The organism is Mesorhizobium sp. B2-6-1 (genome assembly GCF_006440475.1).
In the GTDB taxonomy this organism is placed as follows: Bacteria; Pseudomonadota; Alphaproteobacteria; order Rhizobiales; family Rhizobiaceae; genus Mesorhizobium.
This window is the reverse complement of record NZ_VFUH01000002.1, coordinates 585,371-611,106: the sequence shown is the minus strand read 5'-3', so window position 1 is coordinate 611,106 and position 25,736 is coordinate 585,371. Positions and strand designations below refer to the sequence as shown.

The following is a 25,736-nucleotide window of genomic DNA, read 5'->3' as shown; positions in this document are numbered from 1 at the left end:
GCCGTGTTGTTGCCGATATCAATCCTTCGCTCGATATTCCTGCGGGATCACGAAGACCTCGTCGGCGCGGGCGTAACCGCCGTCCTTGACCTCCTCGATCAGGACCATGGTATGCGGCCGAGCGGCCTCGGAGAAATATTCCACGAGCATCGCGGTGGCCCGATGGACGATCTCTTCTTTCTGGGCCCGGTTCAGCGCCGCCTCGGGGACCTTGAAATTGACGAAAGGCATGATCTTCACTCCTGTCGATCTGAGGACTTGAATGGTGTGAAGGTAGCCGTTTTTAAAACCAGCACTAGAAAGCCGATTTCAACATCACCATTTCAAAAACCATAACAATCGACTACGAGATGGTCATGGATCGTATCGACGTCATGCGGCTCTTCGTCAGGATCGTCGAGCGTGGGAGCTTTGCCCAGGCCTCGCGGGACCTGCAGGTTCCGCGGCCCACTGCCACTCATGCGATCCAGCGCCTGGAAGCGGATCTCGGCGTTCGGCTCCTCGAACGGACAACCCGAAATGTGAGGCCGACGCTCGATGGCGCACTCTACCATGAACGCTGCATCCGGCTCCTTGCGGACCTGGATGAGGTGGAGAGCGTCTTCAGGAATGCTGAACCCAAGGGTCCGCTTCGTGTGGATATGCAGGGGACCATCGCGCGGTTTTTCGTCATGCCCGCCTTGCCCGAGTTCATCACGCGCTATCCCGGCATCTCGCTCAGCCTCAGCGAAGGCGACCGGATGGTCGACCTCATCACTGAAGGCGTCGATTGCGTCGTGCGAGCCGGCGAGCTGTCCGACTCGTCTCTGATCGGTCGCCGAATAACCGCATTCGAGCAACTCACCCTGGCGAGCCCAGCCTATCTTGAACGTTACGGCGTCCCTTCGACACCGGATGATCTCGGCGGCCATCACATGGTTGCCTATACCGCCTCCGCGACAGGGCAGCCGTACCCGCTGGAATTCGAGATGGACGGCGCGGCAAGGGAGGTTCCACTACCCTACGATATCGTCGTCCGGGGCGCCGAAATCTACACGGCCTCCGGCGTCGCCGGGCTCGGGTTGATACAGGTCCCGCGTTATCGCGTAGAGCATCAGATCGCCACCGGGCAATTGGTTCCGATACTGGAAGCCTTCCCACCACCGCCGATACCCGTATCCGTGCTCTATCCCCAGAGCCGCCATCTGTCTTCGCGGATCAGGGTGTTCATTGATTGGCTGGCGGAGGTTTTTCGGGCCCCTCGCGGCGTTGCCGGGAGTTCCTCTCAGAAGGGCTCGGTCGAGATATCAAGCTGAGGCAGTTCATCGTTGCACGGAAAGGCGGAACAGGTCCGCCACGCTTCGGCACACCGTCTCATGGCCTGCCCCTTGACACGAATGTGAGATGCCTCTGGTGCCTTCTCAGGCCAAGGCGTCTGGCGAGCAGAAGCGCCAGACCAAGCACAAATACGATGCCGCCCCCCACCAGCCCCTGGGCCGCCAAAACCAGCACCGTCTGCTCTGTCGTCGAGCCTGCCCGTATCTGGCGCACATCGGCTGCCGTGACGCTGACTTGCGGGTTTCCGAAGCGCGCTGTCACATAGTTTGCAAGGGCCGCCACCTGGCCGTCGTCCAGCCAGCCGTCAAAGGCCGCCATCGATTTGCGGCCCGCGACGCCGCCTGCCTTGACGCCTTCAAGGATGGTCATGACGACATTCTCAGGCGAGGTTACGCCGAGAGTGCTGTTGTTGGTCAGTGATGGATAGGTGCCATCCGCCGATCCGCCTCCATTCAGGCCATGACATCCCGAGCAGAGCGACCGGTAGAGATCGTCGCCCACCGCGACCCCGCTGCCCTCCACGCTGGTCTTCGTCCCGGCATCGCGGGCGACTGCGGGTGGATTGGTCCACGCGAAGCGCGGCCGCTTCTCGTCTCCCGATTGGGCGGGCACGGTCCTGAGATAGGCGACGATGGCATGAATGTCGTCGTCCGAAAGATATTGCAGACTGTTCATGACCGTTTCCGCCATCGGACCGCCCGCATATGCCTTTCCAGGCATGGCGCCGGTCTTGAGAAACCGAAACAGCTCCTCATCGCTCCAGCCGCCTATGCCCGCGATCTTGTCGCCGCTGATGTTGAACGCCTGCCAGATACCGGCGCTGCCGCCGGCAAGCTTGCGATCTTCATCCATGCCGAACGTCGTATTCCTTGGAGTGTGGCAGGCGCCGCAGTGGCCAAGCACCTCCACCAGGTAGGCGCCCCTGTTCCATGCGCCGGTTCGGCTTGGATTTGGTCCGAAGCCGCCGGCGTGGAGGTTGGCAAGTTTCCACAACCAGAGCGTCCAGCGCTGGTTAAATGGAAAGGGCAGTATGTTTGGCGGCGGCGGCTGAGAAATCGGCGCGGTCGTGAGCAGGTAGGCTCGGATCGCGAGCACATCCTCGCGATTCATCCCGACGAAGCTGTCATATGGCATGGCGGGATAGAGATCGGCCCCGTCGCGTCTGACGCCTTTCTGCACGGCTCGCACGAATTCGTCGGCGGAATAGCGCCCGATGCCTGTGTCGAGGTCCGGTGTGATGTTGGTGGAATAGACATCGCCGAACGGCGTCGGCACCCGATAGCCTCCGGCGAAAGGCCGGCTCGGATTGGACGTGTGGCAGCCGACGCAATCGGCGGCTCGGGCAAGATATTCGCCTTTCTGGATCTCGTTCGCCCGCAGCGGCGTGCCAGGCGCCAGCGACGCCATGACGGCCGCGACTACACGTAGGAGAACGGCGAGGAACGGAACGCTCGCAGCAGGCCACCGCAAACGCTGCCCATGGCGGATGACCGCTCGTCGGCTCCGCTGCACAGTCACAGTTCGCATCCGCTGAAGATCAATCCGGCCGCCATTTGCGCCAGCATGACGAGCGTGAACAGGGCCCCGATGCCTACCGAAGTCCTGGCCAGAAACGCGCGCGTGCGCGCCTTCAGGGGCGGGCTCGTGCCGTGCCCTGGATCATGAACGGCGCGCCATGACGACAGGACGCCCAGCGCCGCGACGGCGGCGCCTGTCAGCGAGAACAGAACAGTGGGCCGAAACCCGGCGTCGCATTGCCAATATGCGATTGAATAGTCGAGCTGCAGCGATATCGCCCACGCCGTTGGTCCGGTGGCCATGCCTGCCCAGGAAACGCCCGTGCGGATCGCCTGCATGTTACATCCTCGGAACCCAGTAGATTACGAGATAGAGCACGACCCATGAGACGACCACGAAGTCCCAGTAGAAGGCATTGTCCGACACGTCGCTGAAGTGGCGTCCGGTGTTGCCTTTCTTGGTGAACATGAGAACGGCGAGCACGATCGTGTCCCCGACATCGGTGAGGAGGTGTGTCGTGTGCAGGCCGAGCAGGAACCAGACGATCGACCCGTAGGCGTTCTGGTCCCAGGAGATCCGGAGCGCGGGAAATTCCCAGATGCGCACGATCAGGGGAAGAATTCCGGCGATCGACATGACGACGATGCCGATGCGCACCTTCACAAGGTCCTGCCGCCGCGCCCAAAGATCGATCAGACGGTTGGGGACGGCGCTGGCAAGCAGAATGATCAATATTGCCGTGCCCGGCAGGAGGTCGGGTGCTGGCGCTCCGATCGGCCAATGCCGCGCCTGCACAGCCAGGTAGAAATAGGTGCCGATCGCCAGGGCAAAACCGGTTGCTTCAAGGGTGATGAAGGCCACCGTTCCCCACCAGATCGGGCTTGCCGATCCAAAATCATAGGTGGGCAGGTGGCTGACGTCGACGGTTGGCCAGTGTCTCATTCTTCGTCCTCCGGCTCGCCTTTCGGCCAGAACCAGCAGATAAAGCCGATCGAGACCGGTATCGCGCCCCAGACCACCGCCCATGGCGTGTAAATCGAGCCCAGAAACGCGCCACCCACGGCGACGGCCGAGAGCAGCGGCCAGATCGAGTTGTCGGCCGATGGCACGCGCAGTTGCGGCACCGCATCGGCGACCGTGCCGGCAAGCACTTCGCGCGCATCGACGCGCAGGCCCTCGACCACCGGGAGTATGTCGGGTTCGGCCCAGAGCGGCTCGCGATGGGTCACCACTGGCAGGCGCGAAAAATCGTAGGAAGGTGGCGGCGACGTCGTTGCCCATTCCAGTGTGCTCGCCCCCCAGGGATTGTCTCCCGCGAGGCGACCGTTGCGAAGGCTGAGCAGCATGTTCAGGACGAGAAGCGCGAAGCCGGCGAACACCACCAGCGACGAGATGCTGATGAACAGGTTCGTGCCGCCCCAGCCGCTCGCCGGCGGATACGTGTAGACGCGCCGCGGCATGCCTTGCAAGCCAAGGATGTGCATCGGGAAGAAGGTGAGATTGAAGCCGATGAAGACAAGCCAGAAATTCCAGCGGCCGAGCCTTTCGGACAGCATGCGGCCAGTGATCTTGGGAAACCAGTAGTAGACGGCGCCGAGCAGGGGGAAGACGGCGCCGCCGACCAGCACATAGTGGAAATGCGCGACGACGAAATAGGTGTCGTGCATCTGCAGGTCGAGCGGCACCGAGGCGACCATGACTCCGGTCAGCCCGCCAATCACGAAGGTGAAAATGAAGCCGAGCACGAAAAGCAGCGGCGTGGCAAAAATCGGCCGGCCGCCCCAGATCGTCGCGATCCAGCAGAAGATCTGGATGCCGCTCGGAATGGCGATCATCATCGAGGAGGCGGTGAAGAAGCTTTCGCCGAGCTGCGGCAGGCCCGTGGCGAACATATGGTGCACCCACAGGCCGAAGGAAAGAAAGCCGATCGCGATCAGCGACAGCACGATCCCGAGATAGCCGAAGACCGGACGGCGCACGAAGCTCGGCAGGATAGCCGAGACGAAGCCGGTCGCGGGAATGAAGATGATATAGACCTCCGGGTGGCCGAAGAACCAGAACAGGTGCTGCCAGAGCAGTGCGTCGCCCCCCGCCGCCGGGTCGAAGAACCTGGTGCCGACCAGCCGGTCGAGGATCAGCATGGTGCTCGACACCATCACCGCGGGCATGGCGAACAATATGATGAAAGCCATGACGAGGACTGACCAGACATAGAGCGGGATGCGATCGAGCGACATGCCAGGGGCGCGCTGCTTGAACACAGTCGCGATGATCTCGACGGCGACCGCGAGTGCGGACACTTCGGTGTAGGTCACCATCTGCGCCCAGAAATCGGGGCGCTTGCCGATCCCATATTCAGGTCCGGCGAGCGGCACGTAGGAAAACCAGCCGGCATCCGCGCCGGTGTCGAAAGCGAAGGCGATCCAGATCATCAACCCACCGGAGAGATAGACCCAGTAGCTGAAGGCGTTGAGCCGCGGGAAGGCGACGTTTCGGGTGCCGATCATCAGCGGCACCAGGTAGATGGCGAACGCTTCCATGACCGGTACGGCGAACAGGAACATCATCGTCGTGCCATGCATGGTGAAGAGCTGGTTGTAGAGATCGGGGCCGATATGGCGTGCCTCCGGCGTGGCAAGCTGGAACCGCATGGCAAGTGCCGACAGGCCTGCAAGGGCGAGGAACAGGAAGGCCGTCACCATATAGCGCCGGGCGATCAGCTTGTGGTCGACCGTGACCAGCCAACCATAGAGGCCGTTCGGCGTCCGCCAGGCATGCGCCAGATAGTCGTGCAGTCTTGCCTCGTCGAGCCCGGTGTCGCGGATGCCTTTCAGGGCCGCTTCCTGTTTTCGCCTAGCCGTCTTCCTGGCAACGCCACTCATTCAAGACTTCCAAGATAGGCGACGACCGCACGAAGATCGTCGGCGCTGAGAGCAATGCGCGGCATCTTCGCGCCGGGTTTTATGGATTGCGGATCGGCGATCCACGCGGCGAGCGCGCCGGGTGTCATGGCCAGCGTGTCGGCGGCCAATGCACGCCGGTGTGCGAGATGGGTAAGGTCGGGCCCGACCGCTCCCTTGGCCGGCGTCCCCCTTATCGTGTGGCAGAGCGCGCAACCGGTGGAAAGAAAAGCCCGCTGGCCGCGGCGTTCCTCCTCGCTGGCAGGCGCGATGGCGGCGGCGTCTTGTCTGGACCGCCATGCCTCGAACGCTTCGCGGCTTTCCGCGATGACGGTGACGGCCATGTGAGCATGCTGGTAGCCGCAGAACTCGGCGCACTGGCCGCGATAGATACCAGGCCTGTCGGCAATGAGGGTGATCTCGCTCGGCCGGCCCGGAATGAGGTCCCTTTTACCGGCGAGGCTTGGCACCCAGAAGCTGTGAATGACATCGGTCGAATCGAGTTCCACCTTTACCCGTTCGCCGACGGGAAGATGGATCTCGTTCGCCGTGACAATCATGCGCGACCGATCATCGTTGGGATAGCGTATTTCCCACCACCATTGATGCCCTGTGATGCGGATGGTGAGCGTCTCCTTTCCGCCCAGCGAGGCAATGGATTTGCCGGCGAAGAAGCTCGTTATCGTCAGCGCGGCGAGAACCAGCACGGTCGCCGCGACGGCGCTTCCGACCGCGCGGCTAAACCTGTGCTCCTGATGGCTGTCGATGACCAGCGGCGGGGGTCCTGCTTGTGCCCGGCGCTGATGGAAGAGCGCCATTGCCAGGGCCAGCATGACGAGCAGCCAGGTGATGGTCGCCACCGCGCCAAAAGACCAGATGAGATCGAGAATCGCACGGGCATTCGCACCATGTGCGTGGAGTGCGGATTGCCAGCCGCTGCACCCGCTCAGGACCGGTGCCGAGACCACTGTAGACGCGAGGCCGAGCCATTTCAGGACGCCTGGAAGACGGCTGCCGGACGTGCTTCGAGCTGGACGTGCAAAGGCGGACGCAATGGGCCATTGCCGCCGTTGCCGCAGGCGGATGGACGGGCCCGTGCATCTTGCCATGTGAAATCCCCATGGATGCCAAGGCGATAACGCGAATCGCTGTAAAAGGATGCTTGGCAACGATGGCCGGCTTTTCTCCGCCATGCGATTGGCGCCGGGCCGATGCTTGCGCGCCGGGAGCGCAACCAAATGGCGGATATGTCCGTTTCTCCAGGCAAAGGCGCGGGACGCGCATCGGACGGTTCCACGCCGCGAAAGCTTAGGAACTAGCCATGAGCAACACAGACAAAACGGCCGGCGGAAATCGAAGCGTCGCAGGCAAGGACGATCGCAGCCAGGACGCGACGCGCAACGACCGCCGAGGCAGGGAAGAGACGCGGCAGGAACAGGCTGCGGACAGCCATCCGGAAGAGGATCCGGCGGAGGGCTCTCGCCAAACGGTCGAGCACGAGTTGGACAGGCTGGATCGGTCGGGGCGCAGCGCCTCGCAATCCGCGGGCGAGGGCCAGGTGGAACGCGCGCGTGAGGAGCTGCGGAAGCAGGTCAGCGAAGAGACGCAATTACCGGGACGAGGTTCCGCCTGACAGCGGCTGTGGATCGCCCCGCGGTTGGCTTTTTGTTCGATTCTTCGGTGTCAGACGGCGCGCAGGTCGTGTCGGGCCTGCCGCCTTCCGCTTTCCCGGATCCAGACCTTCCGCTTTCCCGGATCCAGAGGGTCGCCATGAGCAGCGCCGCCCCGCCATAGATCAGGCCGGCGAGGGGAAGGTGCGGGTGAAGAGCCTCACCGCACTCTTTCGACCGTCGGCCCCAGGCATATTCCATGTCGATCTTCAAGGCGATGCGGCTCCAGCCGCATCAACGGCCAAGCCGGGCGCTGCGTTTCATTGGCGGTTGGCTTCCACAGGAACAAAAAGCTTGACCGGAGGTTCGAACCTCAATCTCGGCATCGGCACTTGGTCGGAACAATCGACATGATTTTTTCCCGTGTGGTCTCGTTGGACACGCATCTCCCATGAGTGGAGCAGCTGACGATGCCGGCCGAAGCGAGGGAGAGCGAAAAGACGGCGGCATCACACGCGCTCTCGGGCTCGGACTGATCACTGGGGCGGCTGACGACGATTGCTCGGCCATTGGCACCTATGCGAGTGCCGGAGCCCGGTTCGGGCCCGACCTTTTGTGGACGGCTCCTGTCACTCTCCCGATGATGTACATCGTCGTCTATCTCTCGTCCAAACTTGGCCAGGTGTCGGGCCGTGGTCTTTTCAAGGTCATTTCCGATTTCTATCCGCGTTGGCTGCTGTGGTCCGTGCTGGTGGGCGTGCTGATCGGCAACACGATCGAGGCAGCCGCCGACCTTGGCGCGATGTCGGCGGCTGTCGTGCTGTTCGTTCCGCTGCCTTCAAACTCGGTCGTCATCGGTGTCGCGATGATTATTCTTGCCTTGCAGATGTTCGGATCCTACAAGCTAATCCGCAACATATTCCGATGGTTGGCACTGGCCCTGCTCGCCTATGTGGTCTCCGCTGTGCTCGCCAAGCCGGATGTGGTCTCGGTGCTGCGCGGCACCTTGCTGCCGAAAATCGAGTTCAGCCGCGAATATCTGTCCATCATCGTCGCCATCATCGGCACGACGCTGTCCGCCTATCTCTACACCTGGCAGTCCAATCAGGAGGTGGAGGAGGAGATCGCCAAGGGCAGGACGAGCCTCGAAGAGCGCAAGGGAGCCACCGAGGGTGAACTCCGCCGGTCCCGGCGCGATATCCTGATCGGCATGATCTTTTCCAACCTGATCATGTATTTCATCATCCTTTCGACCGGATCGACGCTGTACGAGGCGGGGCATACCCAGATCGAAACGGCAGCGCAGGCGGCCGAAGCGCTGCGGCCGCTTGCGGGCGACGCGGCCGGAATTCTCTTTGCGGCCGGGGTGATCGGCGTCGGCTTCCTGGCGGTGCCGGTCATGACGGCCGGCGCCGCTTTCGATTTCGCGCAGGCCATGGGGTGGAAGAATGGCTTGAACGCCAAGCCCCGGCATGCGCCCAAATTCTACATCGCGACGGGAGTGATCACCCTGGTGGCGGTGGGTCTCAATTTCTTTGGCTTCAACCCGATGAAAGCCTTGGTCTGGTCCGGCATCGTGCAGGGTTTTTCGACGCCACCTCTGCTGCTTCTCATGCTCATCATGACCAACAATCGCAAGATCATGGGCGACAAGGTCAACAGCAGGGCCACCAACATTCTGGGCGGCGTGACGACCATAGCGGTCTTTGCGGCGTCCGCGGGACTGGTGGCGACCTGGTTCATGTAGTTCGCCGGCGCGGAAGGACGTTCAGGCGCAGTGGAACATCCACGGTCAACTCTCGTTGAAATGCGTGTGAGAGAAAGGGCTGTCCATGTCAAAGCTCCAAGCCGCCACTCAAGAGCATTTAGAGCAACTGAGACTCGAGGCTTCGGCTCGTTTCGCCCCGATGATGCTGCATGAGGCATTGTTGCGTCTTTCCCGGGCCTGCGGGGGTGATAGCCTTGCCCGGTTCGAGAAAGCCATGGTCGATCAGATCGAGGCGACCAAGGACGATCGAGCCGATTTCGAGGCAATCAAGGAATTCGCGATCGAACAGCTTTATGCCTGGATCAGGAACGCGAACGAATCGCCGGATAAGAAGCAACCGCTGGAAAAGATAGAGGACCGCAGAACCCCCGGCCGCTCGGAAGAGCCGCAAACGCTGGAGGATCAGCTGCAGGCCGGTCTGGAAGATTCCTTTCCCGCCAGCGACCCGCCAGCGGTGGTGTCCACCTCCATTCCAGGCGGAGCCAAGAAGCTGGTCGGAACCGACGAAGTGCTGAGAAAACAGCGGGAGGCCAAGGAGCAAGACCGCCCCTAGCCCGCACCGACTGGAATCCCGCTGGCCGAACCGCCGCTCACGGACGGGAATCCGTGCCGGTCGATAGCGTCACAGCTTGACGGCCGCTTCCCGGGCCCACAGCCGCAGCTTGCGGCAAGCCTGCACGAATGTGTTGGCGGAGGCTGCGGAGTCCAGCCGCATCAATCCCTCATCGGCATCGGCTGCGATGCCTGCCTTGGCCAGGAGAGGCGCGGCTCCCGGTGTGAAGCCGATGAATTTGCAATGCGCAAAGGCATCCGACACGAAGTCCTTCGCGGCTGCCTCCTTGACCAACAACTCGGCGCCCGGCTCGGACAGGAGCAGTACCACGGCGTCGAACAGGACCGACGGACCGCCGTCGATCATGTGTCTGGCTTCGATGTGGGTGCCGTCTGCGGCCTCGACGCCGCCCACCTTGGGCGCTATCACCTCCATGACCGCGCCTTCCGTTTCGATGGCCGAGCGAAGTTGTTCGAAAAGGGCCGTGTCGGCCCCGTCGCTCAGCAAGACGCCGACCTTGCGGCCTTTGAAACTGTCGGGGCCGTTCTCGATAATGCTGAGAGCCGGAGACGGCGGCAGGTCGTCGCGCGGCGGGACGGCGGCCTCGGCGGGGTCGGGCATGTTTCGAATGCCAAGCTTGTCGGCGACTTGAGTCGCCAGCGTTTCATCTATGTTCAGCAGATGCGCCACCATGCGTTCGCGGATCGCCGGTGCCTGCACCTTGCTCAATTCGAATGTCAGCGCCATGGCGATATGGCGTTGCTCCGGCGCTGTCTGGCTGTTGAAGAATTGCCGCGCCTGGCTGTAGTGGTCGGCGAAGCTCTCCGCCCGCAGACGCACCTTCTGCCCCTCTTCGGCGTCGGCGAAAGAGCGGAAGCCGCGTTGCGGATCCTCGCGGGGACCCGAGCCCCACGAATTCGGCTCATAGTTGGCGCGGCCGACCGGGTTGTGCATGGCCATGTGCCCGTCCTGCTGAAAATGTGCGAAGGGGCATTTCGGAGCGTTGATTGGAATATGGGTGAAGTTCGGGCTGCCCAGCCGCTTCAACTGGGTGTCGAGATAAGAGAAGTTGCGGCCCTGCAGAAGCGGGTCGTTGGAGAAGTCGATCCCGGGTGGCACGTTCTGGGTCATGAATGCAACCTGCTCGGTCTCGGCGAAGAAATTGTCCGGCATACGGTCGAGCACCAGCCGCCCGACCGGGATTGGCTCAATGATCTCTTCAGGGATGATCTTCGTGGCGTCCAAGATGTCGAAGTCGAAGCTGTCGGCAAAATCCTGGTCGAACAATTGCACCGTCAGCTCCCATTCCGGGAAGTTTCCTGACTGGATCGCTTCCCACAGGTCGCGGCGGTGGAAGTCGGGATCGGCGCCATTGATCTTGACCGCTTCGTTCCAGATCACCGACTGCATGCCGAGTTTCGGCTTCCAGATGAATTTGACGAATGTGGATTCGTCGTCGGCATTGACGAGGCGGAACGTGTGGACGCCAAAGCCTTGCATGAAACGGAAGGAGCGCGGTATCGCTCGATCCGACATGATCCACATGACCATGTGCATCGATTCCGGCATCAGGCTGATGAAATCCCAGAAATTGTCATGTGCGGTCTGGGCCTGCGGGAAAGCCCGGTCTGGCTCCTGCTTGGCAGCATGGATGAGGTCCGGAAATTTGATGGCGTCCTGGATGAAGAACACGGGAATATTGTTGCCGACGAGGTCCCAATTGCCTTCTTTGGTATAGAGCTTGACGGCAAAGCCGCGCACGTCTCGGGCGAGGTCGAACGAGCCCTTGTTGCCGGCAACCGTCGAGAACCGCACGAAGGCAGGCGTCTTTTCGCCGGCGCGCTGGAAAATGTCGGCACGCGTGTATTTGGCCAGCGATTCATAAGTCTCGAAATAGCCATGAGCGCCGTAACCACGGGCATGCACCACCCTTTCCGGGATGCGTTCGTGATCGAAGTGGAAGATCTTGTCGCGAAAGTGGGAGTCCTCGATCAGAGACGGTCCGCGCTCGCCAATCCGCAATGTGTTCTGGTCGTCGGAGACAGGCGTTCCCAGGGCAGTCGTGAGAACAGGCGTGTCGGCTTCCGCGATCTGGTGCAATTCGCCGCCATTTCCGCGCGCGGCATTCTGATCGTGCATACGCGCCGATTTGGGAGCTGAACGGTGTGCGGATTTGGCCATGATTTTTTCCTCGATTGACGCCCGTGGGCTGACTTGGCTCAAGGCGCCGAACTGCCGGTGCATGGCTTTGTTCCCGCACAACGGCGCGTCGCGCCTATCCTAAGCCAGCGCGAACACGCTGGTGGACGGCGCGCAAGGGGGGCGCGGCCGCAGCAGGATCGTTCGGCCGCATCAGAATTTTCTGGAGAGTTGTCTTCAACGCCCGGAACGATACAAACGTCCATGCATTTAGCTGGGGTCTGCATTCATACTTCTTTCTGGGAGCTGGACCATTGTCAGGCGAAGGCTATCTTTTGGCCGACCAGGAAACCCATGAAGTTTCCATCGTTGACCTGATACCCGCGCTACGGGCTTTCGCGCGCACCTTCTGCCGTATCCCCGACGATGCCGACGATCTGGTGCAGGAGACGTTGACGAAGGGCCTTGCCAACATCGACAAGTTCGAACCCGGCACGCGCATGAAGTCGTGGCTCTTCACCATCATGCGCAACACCTACTACACCCGGGTCAAGGTCGCGGCCAGGGAAGCGCCTGGCCTGCTCGACTGCGCGTCCTCGAGGCCGATTTCGGAAGCCACACAGGAATGGACCGTTCAGAGCAAGGAAGTTCACGGCGCCATCCAGAGGCTCCCTGAACACCAGCGCGAGGTGCTGATGCTGATCGGCGTCCTAGGTGTCAGCTATGAGGAGACGGCCGAGATATGTGGCTGTGCGGTGGGAACGGTCAAAAGCCGGCTCAACCGTGCCCGCGCCGCCGTTCTTGAGTTCCTGGGGGAGAGTTCGCTGCAGACGCTGATGGAAAGACGAAATCATCTGTCGGACGGGCAGATCGATATTGATGCCGACAACCGCAGATAGTCAGTTCTTTATGTCGCGCCGGCGTTTCGCAAGGAGCGCGTTTTGCAGTTCGATCGCCAGTCTGGTCAAGCGATCAGGAACCTTTTCCTGCTCGATCGCGATCAGCAGAGAGGCAATCTCCTGATCCATCGCCATTCCTGCGCGCGGGTCCATTCTATCATCGCTCGAACGAGACATCGTATTCCCTGGCTGGATGGATGGCAGTCCGTCATCCTATTGTGATGACAAGCAACCGCCATTACAAGGAGATGCCCGGTGCCGAAACCGTTGCCGGCAGCCCTTGCACAGGTTTTTCTTCCACTCTCGATTGCCGAGGTCACAGATCCACTGCGGCGCTTTCAGTCCTTCGGCAATCGATTTGCGGCATGATCCTGATATTGATCGGACTTGATCTGATTGCCGTCCAGGCCGCGTTCCTCGCTGTGCTGCTTCTTGTCCCTGTTGGATAAAACGGCATTCTCTTCGATTTTGTCCTTGGCCAGTTCGGTCATTGCTCCGGCGCCGGCCCCTTTGCCGTGGCTGCCACGGCCGATATGTTTCTTGCTGCCGGATGCCATGCTGTCCTCCTTCGAATTGGCGCCGCTCTTCAGCGTCGCTGTGTTCGACGCCCGAACTGGCATTGGCTGGTAATGTTCCGTCACGCCGGCAAGCAGGAAGGCGTCGCCGTCCCACAGCCGAAACGCTTTTTCGCCATCGATGACGACCTGCAATCCGTGACGTTGCGCCAGGTGACGGATATCGGAGCGGTCCAAAAACAGTGATTCGCGATATGAGTAGTTCAGCAAGGCCAGCCTGCCCGGCCTTTTGAGGACGCGCGCAATTTCGCCGAAATGCCGCTCCGCCACGCCGGCTAGCACCAGATAGGGGAAACTGTCGACCGCCAGAACGCAGTCGAAACTCGCGTCGCCGAACTCCGCCAGATCCAGGCCTGAGGTCCGCCGCAACTCTACATTGCCAAGCGCTGCGCATTGCTCACGGGCGATCGATATCATCCTCGACGATATGTCGATACCGACGACCCGCCCACAGGATGCCGACAGCGCGCGTTCGAAACGCCCGATGCCGCAACCGATGTCCAGAATGTTGCGTCCAGCACCGGTGAAGTCTTGCGCTGTCAGCCATGCAACGATTTCGTCGGTCGTGGCTGCCAGCCTTTCCTCATCGCCAAGGGAAGCCAACTGGACACTCGCCACCCGGGAAATCGCTGCCGCGGCATCAAAGCCCGAGGCCAGCCGCGTCACGACATCTGCATCCGTCTCGTCGTCGTCGCGTTCGTGACGAACGGCAGAACCCGTTTTCTGCAACGTGGCAAAAACCTTCGATCCGCGGCGAAGCAGCCCGGCTATCTGCTGGAGCCTTTTCCTGTCTCGAGTATCGACCGGATCGATCTCCGCCACGATCTCCGCCAATTCGACTGCCCCGATGCCTGGGTGGAGATGCAGCGCCAGCCTGGCGATGACGGCCTCGGCACTGACAGCGTCCGCCATACAGTCCTCGACCGCCAGCCTGACCGCTATCCGGCGGCGCACGGATGTTGGTTCCATCGAAACCATGGTCTCATTTCCGCGTCCAAGTCCTTCGCATCGTCCACCTGTCGCCAGCGCCCCAGCCATATTTGTACGGCTCCTGGCCGCGCAGGAAGTCGAACTCGCGCGCACCTTCGCGGATCGATTCGGCGATTGCGTGGCCGACCAGGATCGCGCCTGGACTTTCCTCGGCATAGGCAGGATCGAAACCGCCAAGATAGGCATAGGCACGGCCGCGATGGTGAAATCCGTAGTAGGCGCCGATTGGCTTGCCGTCGATGGCGAGCACCCAGCGTCGGGTCAGATCTCGAGCGTCGAGCAGGGGAAGCGAGCACCTGTGGAATTGCTCGACGGCGGGGTCGGCCAGCACGCCGCCTCCGTTTCCGGCCCAGCGCGCGCCGTGCAGGCCTATCAGGTGGTCGAGGAACAGTTGAGGATCGCCTCGTGCCGGCGACAACTCGACCCGGCCGCGTCTGGATGCGGCGCGGCGCGCCCGGCGCAACTGGCGTCTGCGCCGGGCAGGGACGCAGCCCGCCAGCGTTTCATCGCCGTCGGTGGCAAGCACGGGACAAACGGCGTGGCCGACCAGTCCATCGGCTTTCAATTCGGGATGTTCGATCGCCAGACCGGCACTGCCTTGCGGCAGATCCGGCAGGATCCACTGCGACCACTCGATCGAGAGTATCTTCTCTGCAAGGGCAGTGGCGACCTGGGCCTCGCTGCCGGGCACACACAGCACGTCCAGATAGTCGCTGAGGGAAATGCCGATCGGAAGCAGTTTCGAGCCTTCCGTGCCATGTTCGAGATAGAGCGGCGCCAGGCCCACCAGATCGTTGCCGCGCCAGATGGCGACCGTCGCCAGCTCCCCCGGAGCGAATGTGCGCCACCACGGCAGCAGCCAGGCGGGACATTGAAAGGGCGTCGCCGACGAACTCTGCTCCCACAGGTTCCACCAGTGCGGCGCCAGTGCATGCAATTGCTCTGGATCGCCGATGATCTCGCTGCGCAGCATCTGCTCTTTCACCGCACCGCGGCGAGACGCCTGCGGTCGGCGCCGAGCCGGGCCAGCGCCAGATAGGCGCTCATGTAGGACGAGACCATGCGCTCGAGCGAAAACCGCCGGCGCGCCTCGCTTCGGCACGTCTCGGCATCAAGGCTGGGTGCCGCGACAATTGCTTGCGCCATCTCGTCGACATTGTTGACGATAAAGCCGGTCTTGCCGTGCTCGACCACTTCGGGAAGCGCACCATTTGGAAAGGCGATCACCGGTGTGCCGCAGGCGAGTGCTTCCATCGCGACCAGCGAACTGGTCTCGGCGGCGAGGCTCGGAACGACTAGGCAGCGTGCTGCATTGAGCAAGCGCCGCTTGGCGGCGAAGCCGAGCGGACCGAGGAAGCGGCGCCGGCCGTCGAGGCGAGGTTCGACCTCATCGCGAAAGTACTGGATATGCGTCTCGTAAGGATAGACCCGCCCGCCGATGACCAGCGGCACATCAGCCTGCCTGGCGGCATCCAATGCCAGGTGTATGCCCTTTTCCGGGCAGATGCGGCTGAGCACGACGGCGAAGTCGCCCCTGGGCCGCGGCTGGTTCAGCGCGTCGATATCGACACCATTCGGGATCGGGGCAACCAAGCTTGCGTCCGGCGGTGCGGTTCTTTGCTGGGCTGACGAGACGGCGTGAAGCCAGAGATCGTCGCGCCCTGGGCGCAGCGCCCCGGCCGGGTACCAGTCGAGCGGCAGGTGAAGCGTCACCAGGGTCGGACCGTCGGCAGGCAGGTAGGCGTCGAAGTCGATGCCATGCAGGTGAACCACGTCGATCGGCCATTGGGCGCGGGCAGCGGCGATCGCGGCGCGATGGGACTCCTGTGCCCGGTTTTTTGCTGACTGGTCGAGCACGCCGGCTTCGGCGGGCGTTTCCACCAGAATGCCGCTTGCACTGGAACCCTGGCAGCCGATGACGATGGATCGGTGACCGGCGCGGGTCAGGGCCTGATCGAGCATTGACAGCACCTGCTCGGCGCCGCCAACGGCGTTCGGTCCCACCGGCGCGAGAGGATAGGCAACATTGAGCACTGTGAGCGTCATGGCTGGTCGAGCCGGAGCGCCTCGTGAGCACGGGCGCTTGCATGCAGCCAGGTGCCGGGCTCGAAACCCAGCGGCAGCGATTCATAGTAGAGCCTGCCATCGTTGGGCAGCTTCAGGAAATCATAGGTCGGCGCCAGCCGGAAACGCTCGGTGCGGGTCGAGAACGGCGCCAGCGTCCGCTGCTGCGTCAGGTGGCTGGCCAGCATGCGCTGCTTTTGCTGAAAGGCCGCTTCGGTCAGGCAGACCTCTATGCAATCACTGCCGGTGCCGCTGGCGAAATCCTGAAATACCGGGCCGTCCGGGCCAGCCGAATAAAAGGCCATTTCGATGATGGTGGGCACGGGCCGGCGGTCACGGCGCAGAAGATGGCAGGCCGCGTGAACGGCAAAAGCGGTCGCGTCGTGGTCGGGATGGCCTCCCTCGAAAGGATGTGTGCAGACGAAGCGGATGTCGGGTTCGCAAACAAGGCAGGCGAGTTCCTGCGCGAGCGCCACGAGATTCGCCGCAGCCTCCTTGTCGGGATAGCCAAGAGCGGTCAGGCCCGATGGCGATATGCCGGCCGCGGCCAAGGCTTCCGTCAGTTCCGCACGGCGGGCATCGGCATAGTCCTGCCATGTCTCGAAACCATGCGCTTGCGCGTCGGCAAGATCGCGTGGTGCTCCGTCCGTGACATGGACGATGCGGCATGACCGCAGTCCGGCAAGATGCCCGCCGATGCCGATCGTCTCGTCGTCCGGATGCGCGACGACGACCATGATCGCGGAACCATGTGCTGCGTCACTGCCCGTCAACAGGGCCGCGAATTCGCCCAGGGTTGCCGACGGTTGATGCATGGGAGCCTCACGCTGCCGAGGCTCGCCGCTTCGACGTGGAAGCCACGCCGGGCGCGTAGCGGCGGATCATGGTTGCACAGAATTCGGCGAATTCCTCCGGCACCAGCGGCGGACTGGTGTGGTGAGGCATCATCCCGCGATGCTCTGGCGTGAAGCAGAAGGTGACGGTCACGTCGAAATCGGCGAGCGCTTCCATCTGTCGGTCGAACCAGTTCAATGCATTCGGCCTGAAACTGTCGGCCCAGGAAAGTCCGGTCCGCATATTGGTGACCCCGAGCCGCTTCATCCAGGCGACGGCGTCGTCCAGCCGCGGGTCCTCGAAATGAAACCACTGCACCAGCCCCATCTCGGGCGTATGGCGCAGGAATTCCTCCAGTGCCGGTTTTGGCGTGCCGTCCTGGCGCAGCAGCCCCATATGGAAGTGACGATAGTAGGAGGAGCCTTCCGCTTCGCGATGGCGCGTTGTTGCTTCCCATTCGCGCGGGAGATCATAAAGGCTGTACCACTGGATGCGCGGAGCGTTGCCGAGCAGCAATTCAGCGGTGCGCCTGAGGCCCCAGACCTGGATCTCGTCGGCGCCGAAGGTCGATACGCCAACTTCGCTGACCCAGATCGGGAGATCGGTGACGGCCGCGATCTCACCGATCTTCTGTGGCCATTCCTGGATCTGCCACAGGTTCCAGTCGAGCGGAAAGCCATGTACCGCGACGGCATCGACGTGGTCCAGCAATCTGAGTTCCTTCATGCGCGTGACGAAGCCGGGGTCGATCGGAGAGATGCCGCCGAGCACCTTGGTCAGGGCCGGGTTCTCGGACGCTATCGCATCCGCCGACAACATTGCCATGGCGGCGAAGCGGCTCCAATCGGGGTCGAGCTCGGGATCCCAATGCGATTTGTTGTTGGGCTCGTTCCAGATCATCGCGGCTTCAATCATGGATCTGTCCTTTCGACGGGTAGACGGCGCCGCCGCCGGCCGGATCGCCGGCGGAACGGCAAAAATAAACCTCCTGCTCGGGGTGCAAAAAAATCTCGAAGCCGGCGCTGCGCAACATCGCTTCGGTGCAGGCGCGGTTGGGAATCCACCAATTGGTCGGATCGTCGGCATATCGATGTTCGATGAAATGCAGTTTCGGAAATTCCGGCCGCTCGAACAGGTCGTGCGTCCAGAAATGATAATTCTGCTCAAGCGCAGGCAGATCGGCGCTGCCGCGTTGCATGGACTGGAAGATCATCAGGTCGCCGGCGACATGCCCGCGGATCAGGTCGAGCGCGAGCAGGGGATGGCGCAGGTGGTAAAGAACCCCCATGAACAGCACGATGTCGAATGTCTCGCGCAGGGCGCCGACGTCATAAACCGAAAGCTTCTGGAACTCGATGTCGCAGTCCGCGATCTCGGCGGCAAAGCGCGCCTGTGCCAGATAGGCCTCGTCGAAATCGATGCCGAGGACGCGACCGGCGCCGCGCCGTTTCATTTCGATGGAATAAAAACCGGCATTGCAGCCGATATCGAGCACGGACTTGCCGGACAGGTCGGCTGGAATGGCATAGGCGAACTTGCGCCATTTGACCAGCGGGTAGTTACCGAGAAAATGGTCCGGAGCAGTTTCGACGCCGGCTAGTTCCATGTTGTGGAACCATGGGCCGAGGGCATCGATACGGCGTTGGATTTCAGCATGGGAATGCAGCATGGCTAAGCTCCTTCGCCCGGAACGGCATGCGAATGTGCAGTAGGCGCGATCATCGTGGGCCGGTGCTGTTTGGACGCAGCATCGTCGTCGAGCAGCCGAAGGGCCGCGCGATAACCGTTGAAAGTGCCGACATCGACGTAGGCGGCCCCTGCCTTCACCCCATACGCCTGACCGCCCGCCGTCAGGTAGGCGTTGATCAACGTGCCGATATATTCGTCATAGCAATCCCGCTCGCGCCAGAGTGCCGCGAGCTGGTGCAGGACATGGCCCGGCATCTTGAACGCGCCCCATATCCAGTTCGTCGCCGCGTCCTGCCGCTTGACCTGGATTTCCCGCACCCGGCCCTCCTCGTCGAGAACCACGGCATCGAAGAATTCCGGCCGATCCACCGGGAAGAGCAGGAATGACAGCCGGTCGTCCGGCAGACGGCAGAAGCCGTCTTCGGGAAACCAGATCGTATCGGGAAGCCCGATCAACACCGTCTCGTCCGGTGCGACGAGGGGTGCTGCCCGGAAGATGGCGTCGCAAAGGCCAACGGGGTTGGGTTGTACCACGAACAGAGCGGTCGCCGCTCCGTAGCCCGCGGCATAGTATTCGAGAATGTCGGATTTACCCGATCCGATGATGAAACAGACCTTGTCGACGCCGGCGCGCACCATCCGCCGCACCAGGTACTCGCTTACGGCACATGGGCGCTCTGTCTGTCCATCGATCCGGCTCCCGACCGGCAGCAGCTCTTTCGAGAAGCCGAGCGGTTGAATGCGGCTGCCGCGTCCGGCAGCGGGCACGATGCCCAACATCAGACTGCTTCCTTCATCGGTTCGCCGGCCGACCTCTGCAAGGCTTCGTTCAGGATGCGATCCAGTTCCGCCGCGCGCCGCGTGGATGTGTGTTCGTCCAGAACCCGTTCACGCGCACGGCTTCGAATTGCATCGAGCTCGTGCGATGTCAGTTTGAGCGCCGCGATCACGTCGTCTGTGTCGTACGCCAGCAGGATCTCGCTACCGGGTTCGAAGAAACTGCTGAGGCCCGGCCAGGTGTCGGTGACGATCGGTACGCCGCATGCCGCTGCTTCGAACAGCCGGCCCGAAGGGCACCACCCCTTTTGCGCCATCGCCTCGCGCGTCACATTCAGCGTCAGGCGGGACGACGAAAAGAAGGCTGGATGATCTGCCGGCGGAAGATGCCTGACGAAGAAGATGTTGTCGCTCCACGGGAATTCCTGTGGATATTGTGCACCGCCGATGATGAAGCGGTGGTCAGGCAGGAGTGCGGCCGGACGGACCAGCAGTTTCTCGACGCCGGCCTGGCGATCTGCCGCATAGGTCCCGAGATAGGACAGATCGCCCGCAAATTCCGGCCTAGGTACTGCCGGCCGGTGTTGGTCGGGATCGACATGGCCATAGAGCGGCACCACGTGGCGTGCACCGAGGACCGACTTGAGTGCATCGATTGCCGAGCCGCCCGTGTAACTCAGGACGAGATCGAAATCGGCAAGGCCCTCGGGCCCGAAATAGGGTGGGCGTTCACCTTGATCGAGGCGCGCCAGAGTGACCGGAGTGTCCAAGTCGTAAAAGACGCGCAGCCCGCGGCATGCCTGCTGCGCCAGGCGCGAAGCGTCCACGGCGTCGGGACAGTAGGAGGTAATGATGACGACGTCGGATTGCTTGATCGTCTGCTCCGCGACCCTCCGGATGTCCTCCCAGTCGGGGTAGAGCACGATATTGCCGCCATCCAGTTGATCGAGGTCCCGCGCACCGGCATAGTAGGGGGTGTTGCGCTCGAAAAAGGTGATGGACCAGCCGTGCCGGGCCAGCGCGCGGATCAGGCCACGCCACAGGGTGGCGTGGCCGTTTCCCCATGAAGACGTGACGGTGAGACCGAAAATGACCATCTGCATCCGGCAAGTCCTCGTCAGGCAAGTTCGTTCAGACGGATGAGCTTTGCTCCCCAGTCTCCGGACACGATCGTCGTGATTGAGGCGGGGTCGATATCGAAGCGAAAACTGTCGCCGACGGGCAGACCAAGCACATGGCAGATGGCTGCCTTGATCACGTCGGCATGGCTGATCAGCGCGACGCATTGATTCTGATGCCGCTCGCGAGCCTGATCCATCAGCGAGACGATACGCTGTTGGACATCCAGCATGGTTTCGCCGCTTGGGGTGCTTGCTTCCTGCCGCCGGCTGTTCCACGCCTGCCAGCCGGCATCGCCGTTCAGTTCCTCGAACGTCTTTCCCGACCAGATGCCGAAGTCGATCTCGTCGAGTTCAGCGCAGATCGCGATTTCGCCGACACTACAGGCAGTCGCGATCGGCTTGGCGGTTTCCTGCGTGCGCTCGCGTGGGCTGCACCAGATAGCGGCAATCGGCTCGCGGGCCATGCGGCGGCCAAGATGCGCCGCCTGAGCCCTGCCGGATTCGCCAAGGCGAACTCCGCCCATCCGTCCGGCCAGATAGGAGCCGACATTGTCGTGTGCCGCGTGCCGGATCAGGAAGAAGGTCGTCGTCATTCCGCGGCATCGAGCATAGGCTCGTCCCTGCCTGTGATGAATGCGAGCGTGCGCTGCCGAGCTTCGGCATCGGTGAACTGCTCAGGCGGAGACTTCATGAAATAGCTGCACGGACCGGTCAGCGCGCCGGCGATGCCGCGGTCAAGCGCCAGCTTGGCGCAGCGCACGGCGTCGATGACCACGCCGGCCGAATTGGGCGAATCCCAGACTTCCAGCTTGAGTTCGGCGTTGAGCGGCACTCCACCGAAGGTCGTGCCTTCAACCCGGATGTAGGCCCATTTGCGATCGGTGAGCCATGGCACATGGTCACTGGGGCCGACATGAATGTTGCCCGGCTCCAGGGGAACATCGAACTGGCTGGTCACGGACTGCGTTTTCGAGATCTTCTTCGATTCCAGCCGCTCGCGTTCCAGCATGTTGAGGAAGTCGGTGTTGCCGCCGAAGTTCAACTGATAAGTGCGGTCGATGCGGACGCCGCGCTCGCGGAAGAGATTGGCCAGCAACCGATGCACGATGGTCGCGCCGACCTGGCTCTTGATATCGTCGCCGACCAGCGGCAGCCCGCGTTCCTGGAAACGCAGGCGCCATTCGGGCCGTGACGCGATGAAAACCGGTATGCAGTTGACGAAGGCGCAGCCGGCCTCGAGGGCGCATTCGGCATAAAAGCGCGTCGCTTCCTCCGACCCCACCGGCAGGTACGAGACCAGCACATCGGCACCGCTGTTCCGCAGGATTTCGCTGACATTGGCAACCGGCTCCGGCGCTTCCTCGATTTCCGTGCGCAGATATTTGCCGATGCCGTCCAACGTGGGGCCACGCTCCACGCGAACCCCGGTTGCAACCGCATCGGCAAAACGGAACGTGTTGTTCGGGGCGCTGTAGATCGCATCGGCCACGTCGCACCCGACCTTGCCCTTGGCGACATCGAACGCACAGACGACCTCGATGTCGTCGACGTGGTAGCCGCCGACATCGGTATGCATCAGCCCGGGGATCGGCTCATTGCCTTTTGCGTCTCGGTAATAGGAAAGGCCTTGCACCAGGGAGGATGCGCAATTGCCTACACCGACGATACCGACACGAACTTTCTTCGATCCCACGAAACTGCCGTCCTGTGCTGTCCAAGGTAAGTTCCTGGGCCCGAACCGTCAGCTTGCCGGAATGTTCCTTGGCACGTGGAAAAATTGCGCGCGGCAGGATGGATCAAAGCCGCGCATGCCGCGTTGGCGCACGGCGAGCTTGGAATCGGTGGATGATCGTCTACGGCGACCACAAACGAACAGAAGACGCGCGACAGCTTCGCGAGGCTGCAAGCGAAATGGCTGAAAGCCTCGATTGCAGGCCCTGCGGCATTCAACGCCACGCTGCGCTGGTAGGGTTGTTCGTCAAGGTCTCGGAACTGGTCCAGGCACTGGCCGATGTCGAGTTCGAGGCCCGCGGCGGGGACACCCCTTCGCCGAGGCAGCGGCAAGGTGCCAAGCTGCTGGTCGGCCTTGCGGCGGAAGTGGCGAGGTCCTGGCGAAGCGGCTTCACAGTGACTGGCGCCGTCGATCCCGTGCTGAGGCATATGCTGGCCGCGCTCGACTGCCGGGGCAAGGTTCTTACCGGCACGGCCGAGGGATACGCCCATTATGCGCTCTATCCTGAAAGCTACCTCGGCGCGGGGCGGGCATCAGGCCTCGACGCGAATACATGCGTCATCGGCATCCGCAGCATTGGCCTCGGGCTTGCCGCCTTGGTCGCCGCGGCGATCGACGCGCCGGCACCCATCAGCGTGCGCCCGATCGGCCATCCTTTCCGCAGGTATGTCAACGCCGACCCGGAATTGATCGGCGCCTGGAGGGGCAAGCCGTCGGCTTGCTTCGCTGTCGTCGACGAGGGCCCCGGCCTGTCGGGCAGTTCAATGCACTCCGTCGTCGCATGGCTGCGGCGGCTGGGCATCGATAGGGATCGCATTCACCTGTTCCCCAGCCATTCCGGCGGCCCGGGTGCCGAAGCCTCTAAGGAGGTTCATGAGACATGGTCGGGTTGCCGCAAACATGTGGCGCGGGCCTTCGAACGCACCTTCCCGGGCGGCGCGCAAATGCCGACGCTACGCGATTGGGTGGCGGAGGCTGCCGGCAGCCCGCAATTGGCCCTGACCGAAATATCCGCTGGAGAGTGGCGAAACCTCCACTACGCCGAGGAGAGGCTCTGGCCGCCGAGTCAACGCGGCATCGAGCGGCGAAAATTCCTGGCGTCCGCGGGACGCGATCGGTGGCTCGTCAAATTTGCCGGCCTCGGTCAAACCGGGCAGCGCAAGATGCAAACCGCGGAGATGCTGCACGAAGCCGGCTTCGGACCGCAGATCGTCGGGCTTTGTCACGGTTTTCTGGTTGAACGGTGGGTCGAGGGAAAGACAATGGATCAGGTAAACCTGTCCAGAGACAGGCTTGTCGCGGAGCTCGCACACTATCTCGCTTGGCGTGCGGCCAATCTCAGAACTCCGGAACTGGGTGCTGGATTGCCGGAACTCGCTGAGATGGCCGTCCACAATGGCGCCGAAGCCCTGGGTGAGCGGCGCGCGGCGGAGCTGCGGAACTGGTTCTCGAAGCGTGCCCCTGCGCAAGCGCTGCCACGGGTCGAGATCGACGGAAGGCTTCACCCGTGGGAGTTTCTCGTTTGTGCCGACGGGACGTTGATCAAGACGGATGCCGTCGATCACTGCCGGGGACATGATTTGATCGGCTGCCAGCCCATAGAGTGGGATATTGCCGGCGCTCGCGTCGAATATGGATTTTCCGACAGCGAGCTAGCGACGTTGGTCCACCGCATGGAAGCCGGGGAGCGGCTCAATATCGATACCGGCCTCATTGACTGTCTCGAACCTTGCTACCTGGCGTTTCAACTGGGACTCTGGGACGTTGCTGCCCGATCCGAGCATGGCCCGGAGAAGCCAAGGCTGGTAGCTGCGGCAACGCGGTACAAGAAAGGGCTGCTACGCTTCCTGGAGAGGTCCGGGCCGTGACGATCAGTCCAGTCTCCGCAGCATGTCCGCTTCGCGTTCGAGAATGGTGGCCACTTCCTCGCGCTGCAGATGCGTCATCATTAGGCTGACGCAGCACTCGAGATAGGTGATGGAGGCCCGTCGCAGAAAGGCAGCCGTCTCTCTTTCCGCAATCTGCTCGATATCCTTTGCGGATCGTTTGGGTTGCACAGGTCCGTTCTCCATAGCGGGATCTCATCGTCAAACCCCGAGCTTGCCAGGATGTTCCGCGCAATCCGCAAAAGTGCGGCAGGAGGCATGACCGTGCTTGAGCGGTCATACCGGAACACGTGGCTGCGGCGGCCTGGCCTCAGGCCGGAAGGTTCTGCAACCTGCCCGATCTTGCGTTTGTCGCAATAGCTGTCATCCGGCCGTCGATCCCGCTGGTTTCGAGATTGGAGAAGTATCCGATCGTCTGCATCAGCCCTTGCCTGAGCGGCACTTTCGGCGTCCAGCCGAGCAGCGCCTTCGCACGCGAGATGTCGGGCTGCCTCCGGCGGGGATCGTCTTGCGGCAAGGGCAGGAATTTCAGATCCGATTTGGTTCCGGTCATGTCTCTCACCATGGATGCTAGTCGCATGATGGTGAATTCTCCGGGATTGCCCAGGTTGACAGGTTTTCCGGGATTGGGGTCGAGATCCATCAGGCGCATCATACCTTCGATCAGATCGGAGACGTAGCAGAAGGACCTTGTCTGCAACCCATCACCGAATATCGTCATCGAGCGCTTCTCAAGCGCCTGCATGATCAGGTTCGAGACGATGCGGCCGTCGGCGGGGTCCATCCTGGGACCGTAGGTATTGAAGATGCGAGCCACGCGAATATCGGCTTTTGCTGCTCTCAGATAATCGAAGCAAAGCGTTTCGGCGGTGCGCTTGCCTTCGTCGTAGCAGGCGCGCGGGCCGGTGAAGTTCACATGGCCAACATAGTCTTCCCGTTGCGGATGTTGTTCCGGGTCGCCATAAACTTCACTTGTCGACGCCTGCAGGAATCGCGCATTGTTGCGGGCGGCGAGTTCGAGCAGGTTGAGCGTTCCGATGACGCAGGTGCGTGTCGTGTGTATCGGATCGGCCTGGTAGCGCGGCGGCGAAGCAGCGCATGCCAGGTTGAAAACGCGATCGACCGGCTCGCCGAGGTTCAGCGGCCGGCAGATATCCTGCTCGATCAGCCGGAAGCGCGGCTGGTCCATGATCGAGACGATGTTGTCCATGCGGCCGGTAAGGAAATTGTCGACGCAGATCACACGCCAGCCGTTGCGGAACAACGTTTCGCAAAGATGCGAGCCGAGGAAACCCGCGCCGCCGGCGACAAGCACTGTCTTCGCCCTTCGCGCTTTTCTTGTTTGCCGCATCGCTGTTTTCTCC

26 protein-coding genes and 1 pseudogene are annotated in these 25,736 nt (G+C 62.2%); 6 read left to right on the top strand and 21 right to left on the bottom strand.

Going from position 1 to position 25,736, the window contains the following annotated elements; translation table 11 throughout:
- Positions 1-18 precede the first annotated feature (18 nt).
- On the bottom strand, positions 19-231 hold the full coding sequence (locus FJ443_RS07640) for a 4-oxalocrotonate tautomerase family protein (RefSeq protein ID WP_140497359.1): 213 nt from the start codon (positions 229-231) through the stop codon (positions 19-21).
- Between the two features lie 125 nt (positions 232-356).
- Between FJ443_RS07640 and FJ443_RS07635 the strand changes: the two genes are divergently transcribed.
- Positions 357-1,295, top strand: coding sequence for a LysR family transcriptional regulator (locus FJ443_RS07635; RefSeq protein WP_140623821.1), 939 nt, complete (start codon positions 357-359; stop codon positions 1,293-1,295).
- Positions 1,296-1,353: 58 nt separating this feature from the next.
- On the opposite strand, the gene FJ443_RS07630 is transcribed toward FJ443_RS07635, so the two are convergent.
- The 5 genes from FJ443_RS07630 to coxB form a co-directional block, all read right to left on the bottom strand.
- Positions 1,354-2,724: a cytochrome c gene (locus tag FJ443_RS07630; RefSeq protein ID WP_140663366.1), complete on the bottom strand. Its 1,371-nt coding sequence runs from the start codon at positions 2,722-2,724 to the stop codon at positions 1,354-1,356.
- A gap of 107 nt (positions 2,725-2,831) precedes the next feature.
- A complete protein-coding gene (locus FJ443_RS07625) occupies positions 2,832-3,173 on the bottom strand; it encodes a hypothetical protein (protein WP_140497365.1) in 342 nt (113 codons plus the stop codon).
- 1 nt (position 3,174) lies between these two features.
- A complete protein-coding gene (locus tag FJ443_RS07620) occupies positions 3,175-3,777 on the bottom strand; it encodes a cytochrome c oxidase subunit 3 (protein WP_140515191.1) in 603 nt (200 codons plus the stop codon).
- The gene (gene ctaD / locus FJ443_RS07615) at positions 3,774-5,717 is read right to left on the bottom strand and encodes a cytochrome c oxidase subunit I (RefSeq protein WP_140663364.1); all 1,944 of its coding nucleotides are present in this window, start codon (positions 5,715-5,717) and stop codon (positions 3,774-3,776) included. Before ctaD ends, FJ443_RS07620 begins: the two co-directional genes overlap by 4 nt.
- Positions 5,714-6,928 (bottom strand): cytochrome c oxidase subunit II, encoded by a 1,215-nt coding sequence (gene coxB, locus FJ443_RS07610; RefSeq protein WP_246681200.1) that lies wholly within the window; start codon positions 6,926-6,928, stop codon positions 5,714-5,716. Before coxB ends, ctaD begins: the two co-directional genes overlap by 4 nt.
- A gap of 128 nt (positions 6,929-7,056) precedes the next feature.
- Here coxB and FJ443_RS07605 point away from each other — a divergent pair, with 128 nt between their 5' ends.
- The 3 genes from FJ443_RS07605 to FJ443_RS07590 all read left to right on the top strand — a co-directional run bounded on the left by FJ443_RS07605 (position 7,057) and on the right by FJ443_RS07590 (position 9,666).
- On the top strand, positions 7,057-7,368 hold the full coding sequence (locus FJ443_RS07605) for a hypothetical protein (protein WP_140497373.1): 312 nt from the start codon (positions 7,057-7,059) through the stop codon (positions 7,366-7,368).
- A 428-nt stretch (positions 7,369-7,796) separates the two neighbouring features.
- Positions 7,797-9,092: an Nramp family divalent metal transporter gene (locus tag FJ443_RS07595; protein WP_140663360.1), complete on the top strand. Its 1,296-nt coding sequence runs from the start codon at positions 7,797-7,799 to the stop codon at positions 9,090-9,092.
- A gap of 85 nt (positions 9,093-9,177) precedes the next feature.
- Positions 9,178-9,666 carry a hypothetical protein gene (locus FJ443_RS07590; RefSeq protein WP_140497376.1) on the top strand — a complete coding sequence of 163 codons (489 nt, stop codon included), beginning with the start codon at positions 9,178-9,180 and terminating at the stop codon, positions 9,664-9,666.
- Positions 9,667-9,735: 69 nt separating this feature from the next.
- On the opposite strand, the gene FJ443_RS07585 is transcribed toward FJ443_RS07590, so the two are convergent.
- A complete protein-coding gene (locus tag FJ443_RS07585) occupies positions 9,736-11,847 on the bottom strand; it encodes a catalase (protein WP_140663358.1) in 2,112 nt (703 codons plus the stop codon).
- Between the two features lie 293 nt (positions 11,848-12,140).
- On the opposite strand from FJ443_RS07585, the gene FJ443_RS07580 reads away from it, so the two are divergent.
- Positions 12,141-12,704: a sigma-70 family RNA polymerase sigma factor gene (locus FJ443_RS07580; protein ID WP_140555722.1), complete on the top strand. Its 564-nt coding sequence runs from the start codon at positions 12,141-12,143 to the stop codon at positions 12,702-12,704.
- Here the strand turns inward: FJ443_RS07580 and FJ443_RS31930 are convergent, their stop codons facing one another.
- The 12 genes and pseudogenes from FJ443_RS31930 to FJ443_RS07525 all read right to left on the bottom strand — a co-directional run bounded on the left by FJ443_RS31930 (position 12,705) and on the right by FJ443_RS07525 (position 22,447).
- A complete protein-coding gene (locus tag FJ443_RS31930; RefSeq protein WP_263485998.1) occupies positions 12,705-12,833 on the bottom strand; it encodes a hypothetical protein in 129 nt (42 codons plus the stop codon).
- 209 nt (positions 12,834-13,042) lie between these two features.
- Positions 13,043-13,261 carry a hypothetical protein gene (locus FJ443_RS31590; RefSeq protein WP_224519089.1) on the bottom strand — a complete coding sequence of 73 codons (219 nt, stop codon included), beginning with the start codon at positions 13,259-13,261 and terminating at the stop codon, positions 13,043-13,045.
- A 213-nt stretch (positions 13,262-13,474) separates the two neighbouring features.
- Positions 13,475-14,191: pseudogene (locus FJ443_RS31585) on the bottom strand (class I SAM-dependent methyltransferase); the annotation flags it as partial.
- A 70-nt stretch (positions 14,192-14,261) separates the two neighbouring features.
- Positions 14,262-15,242, bottom strand: coding sequence for a GNAT family N-acetyltransferase (locus tag FJ443_RS07565; RefSeq protein ID WP_181169760.1), 981 nt, complete (start codon positions 15,240-15,242; stop codon positions 14,262-14,264).
- Between the two features lie 8 nt (positions 15,243-15,250).
- Complete coding sequence (locus FJ443_RS07560) at positions 15,251-16,315, bottom strand: glycosyltransferase family 4 protein (RefSeq protein WP_140497386.1); 1,065 nt, start codon at positions 16,313-16,315, stop codon at positions 15,251-15,253.
- Positions 16,312-17,148 carry a PIG-L family deacetylase gene (locus tag FJ443_RS07555; RefSeq protein WP_140497388.1) on the bottom strand — a complete coding sequence of 279 codons (837 nt, stop codon included), beginning with the start codon at positions 17,146-17,148 and terminating at the stop codon, positions 16,312-16,314. Before FJ443_RS07555 ends, FJ443_RS07560 begins: the two co-directional genes overlap by 4 nt.
- Before the next feature lie 7 nt (positions 17,149-17,155).
- Positions 17,156-18,082: a beta-xylosidase gene (locus tag FJ443_RS07550; RefSeq protein WP_140497390.1), complete on the bottom strand. Its 927-nt coding sequence runs from the start codon at positions 18,080-18,082 to the stop codon at positions 17,156-17,158.
- Positions 18,075-18,836: a TIGR04290 family methyltransferase gene (locus FJ443_RS07545; RefSeq protein ID WP_140497392.1), complete on the bottom strand. Its 762-nt coding sequence runs from the start codon at positions 18,834-18,836 to the stop codon at positions 18,075-18,077. The genes FJ443_RS07550 and FJ443_RS07545 overlap by 8 nt, the downstream gene beginning before the upstream one ends.
- A gap of 2 nt (positions 18,837-18,838) precedes the next feature.
- Positions 18,839-19,636, bottom strand: coding sequence for a sugar phosphate nucleotidyltransferase (locus FJ443_RS07540; RefSeq protein ID WP_140497394.1), 798 nt, complete (start codon positions 19,634-19,636; stop codon positions 18,839-18,841).
- Positions 19,636-20,736, bottom strand: a complete 1,101-nt coding sequence (locus tag FJ443_RS07535) for a glycosyltransferase (RefSeq protein ID WP_140663356.1) — start codon at positions 20,734-20,736, stop codon at positions 19,636-19,638. The genes FJ443_RS07540 and FJ443_RS07535 overlap by 1 nt, the downstream gene beginning before the upstream one ends.
- Positions 20,737-20,750: 14 nt before the next feature.
- Positions 20,751-21,347 (bottom strand): histidine phosphatase family protein, encoded by a 597-nt coding sequence (locus FJ443_RS07530; RefSeq protein ID WP_140663354.1) that lies wholly within the window; start codon positions 21,345-21,347, stop codon positions 20,751-20,753.
- Positions 21,344-22,447, bottom strand: coding sequence for an inositol-3-phosphate synthase (locus FJ443_RS07525; protein WP_140497400.1), 1,104 nt, complete (start codon positions 22,445-22,447; stop codon positions 21,344-21,346). The genes FJ443_RS07530 and FJ443_RS07525 overlap by 4 nt, the downstream gene beginning before the upstream one ends.
- 467 nt (positions 22,448-22,914) lie before the next feature.
- Between FJ443_RS07525 and FJ443_RS07520 the strand changes: the two genes are divergently transcribed.
- Positions 22,915-24,354 (top strand): hypothetical protein, encoded by a 1,440-nt coding sequence (locus tag FJ443_RS07520; RefSeq protein ID WP_246675860.1) that lies wholly within the window; start codon positions 22,915-22,917, stop codon positions 24,352-24,354.
- Between the two features lie 3 nt (positions 24,355-24,357).
- On the opposite strand, the gene FJ443_RS07515 is transcribed toward FJ443_RS07520, so the two are convergent.
- Together FJ443_RS07515 and FJ443_RS07510 are read right to left on the bottom strand one after the other, a co-directional pair.
- Positions 24,358-24,543: a hypothetical protein gene (locus tag FJ443_RS07515; protein ID WP_140497402.1), complete on the bottom strand. Its 186-nt coding sequence runs from the start codon at positions 24,541-24,543 to the stop codon at positions 24,358-24,360.
- Between the two features lie 139 nt (positions 24,544-24,682).
- Complete coding sequence (locus FJ443_RS07510) at positions 24,683-25,723, bottom strand: UDP-glucuronic acid decarboxylase family protein (RefSeq protein WP_140497404.1); 1,041 nt, start codon at positions 25,721-25,723, stop codon at positions 24,683-24,685.
- Positions 25,724-25,736 lie beyond the last annotated feature (13 nt).

What these genes read in the sequence shown, in the direction of transcription:
- FJ443_RS07535 (WP_140663356.1), bottom strand. Translation starts at nt 20,736, where the DNA reads ATGCAGATGGTCATTTTCGGTCTCACCGTCACGTCTTCATGGGGAAAC.
- FJ443_RS07625 (WP_140497365.1), bottom strand. Translation starts at nt 3,173, where the DNA reads ATGCAGGCGATCCGCACGGGCGTTTCCTGGGCAGGCATGGCCACCGGA.
- FJ443_RS07520 (WP_246675860.1), top strand. Translation starts at nt 22,915, where the DNA reads ATGCTGGCCGCGCTCGACTGCCGGGGCAAGGTTCTTACCGGCACGGCC.
- FJ443_RS07565 (WP_181169760.1), bottom strand. Translation starts at nt 15,242, where the DNA reads ATGCTGCGCAGCGAGATCATCGGCGATCCAGAGCAATTGCATGCACTG.
- ctaD (WP_140663364.1), bottom strand. Translation starts at nt 5,717, where the DNA reads ATGAGTGGCGTTGCCAGGAAGACGGCTAGGCGAAAACAGGAAGCGGCC.
- FJ443_RS31930 (WP_263485998.1), bottom strand. Translation starts at nt 12,833, where the DNA reads ATGGATCAGGAGATTGCCTCTCTGCTGATCGCGATCGAGCAGGAAAAG.
- FJ443_RS07560 (WP_140497386.1), bottom strand. Translation starts at nt 16,315, where the DNA reads ATGACGCTCACAGTGCTCAATGTTGCCTATCCTCTCGCGCCGGTGGGA.
- FJ443_RS07555 (WP_140497388.1), bottom strand. Translation starts at nt 17,148, where the DNA reads ATGCATCAACCGTCGGCAACCCTGGGCGAATTCGCGGCCCTGTTGACG.
- FJ443_RS07545 (WP_140497392.1), bottom strand. Translation starts at nt 18,836, where the DNA reads ATGCTGCATTCCCATGCTGAAATCCAACGCCGTATCGATGCCCTCGGC.
- FJ443_RS07540 (WP_140497394.1), bottom strand. Translation starts at nt 19,636, where the DNA reads ATGTTGGGCATCGTGCCCGCTGCCGGACGCGGCAGCCGCATTCAACCG.
- FJ443_RS07585 (WP_140663358.1), bottom strand. Translation starts at nt 11,847, where the DNA reads ATGGCCAAATCCGCACACCGTTCAGCTCCCAAATCGGCGCGTATGCAC.
- FJ443_RS07590 (WP_140497376.1), top strand. Translation starts at nt 9,178, where the DNA reads ATGTCAAAGCTCCAAGCCGCCACTCAAGAGCATTTAGAGCAACTGAGA.
- FJ443_RS07605 (WP_140497373.1), top strand. Translation starts at nt 7,057, where the DNA reads ATGAGCAACACAGACAAAACGGCCGGCGGAAATCGAAGCGTCGCAGGC.
- FJ443_RS07595 (WP_140663360.1), top strand. Translation starts at nt 7,797, where the DNA reads ATGAGTGGAGCAGCTGACGATGCCGGCCGAAGCGAGGGAGAGCGAAAA.
- coxB (WP_246681200.1), bottom strand. Translation starts at nt 6,928, where the DNA reads ATGGCGGAGAAAAGCCGGCCATCGTTGCCAAGCATCCTTTTACAGCGA.
- FJ443_RS07550 (WP_140497390.1), bottom strand. Translation starts at nt 18,082, where the DNA reads ATGATTGAAGCCGCGATGATCTGGAACGAGCCCAACAACAAATCGCAT.
- FJ443_RS07630 (WP_140663366.1), bottom strand. Translation starts at nt 2,724, where the DNA reads ATGGCGTCGCTGGCGCCTGGCACGCCGCTGCGGGCGAACGAGATCCAG.
- FJ443_RS07635 (WP_140623821.1), top strand. Translation starts at nt 357, where the DNA reads ATGGATCGTATCGACGTCATGCGGCTCTTCGTCAGGATCGTCGAGCGT.
- FJ443_RS07510 (WP_140497404.1), bottom strand. Translation starts at nt 25,723, where the DNA reads ATGCGGCAAACAAGAAAAGCGCGAAGGGCGAAGACAGTGCTTGTCGCC.
- FJ443_RS07530 (WP_140663354.1), bottom strand. Translation starts at nt 21,347, where the DNA reads ATGACGACGACCTTCTTCCTGATCCGGCACGCGGCACACGACAATGTC.
- FJ443_RS07620 (WP_140515191.1), bottom strand. Translation starts at nt 3,777, where the DNA reads ATGAGACACTGGCCAACCGTCGACGTCAGCCACCTGCCCACCTATGAT.
- FJ443_RS07640 (WP_140497359.1), bottom strand. Translation starts at nt 231, where the DNA reads ATGCCTTTCGTCAATTTCAAGGTCCCCGAGGCGGCGCTGAACCGGGCC.
- FJ443_RS31590 (WP_224519089.1), bottom strand. Translation starts at nt 13,261, where the DNA reads ATGGCATCCGGCAGCAAGAAACATATCGGCCGTGGCAGCCACGGCAAA.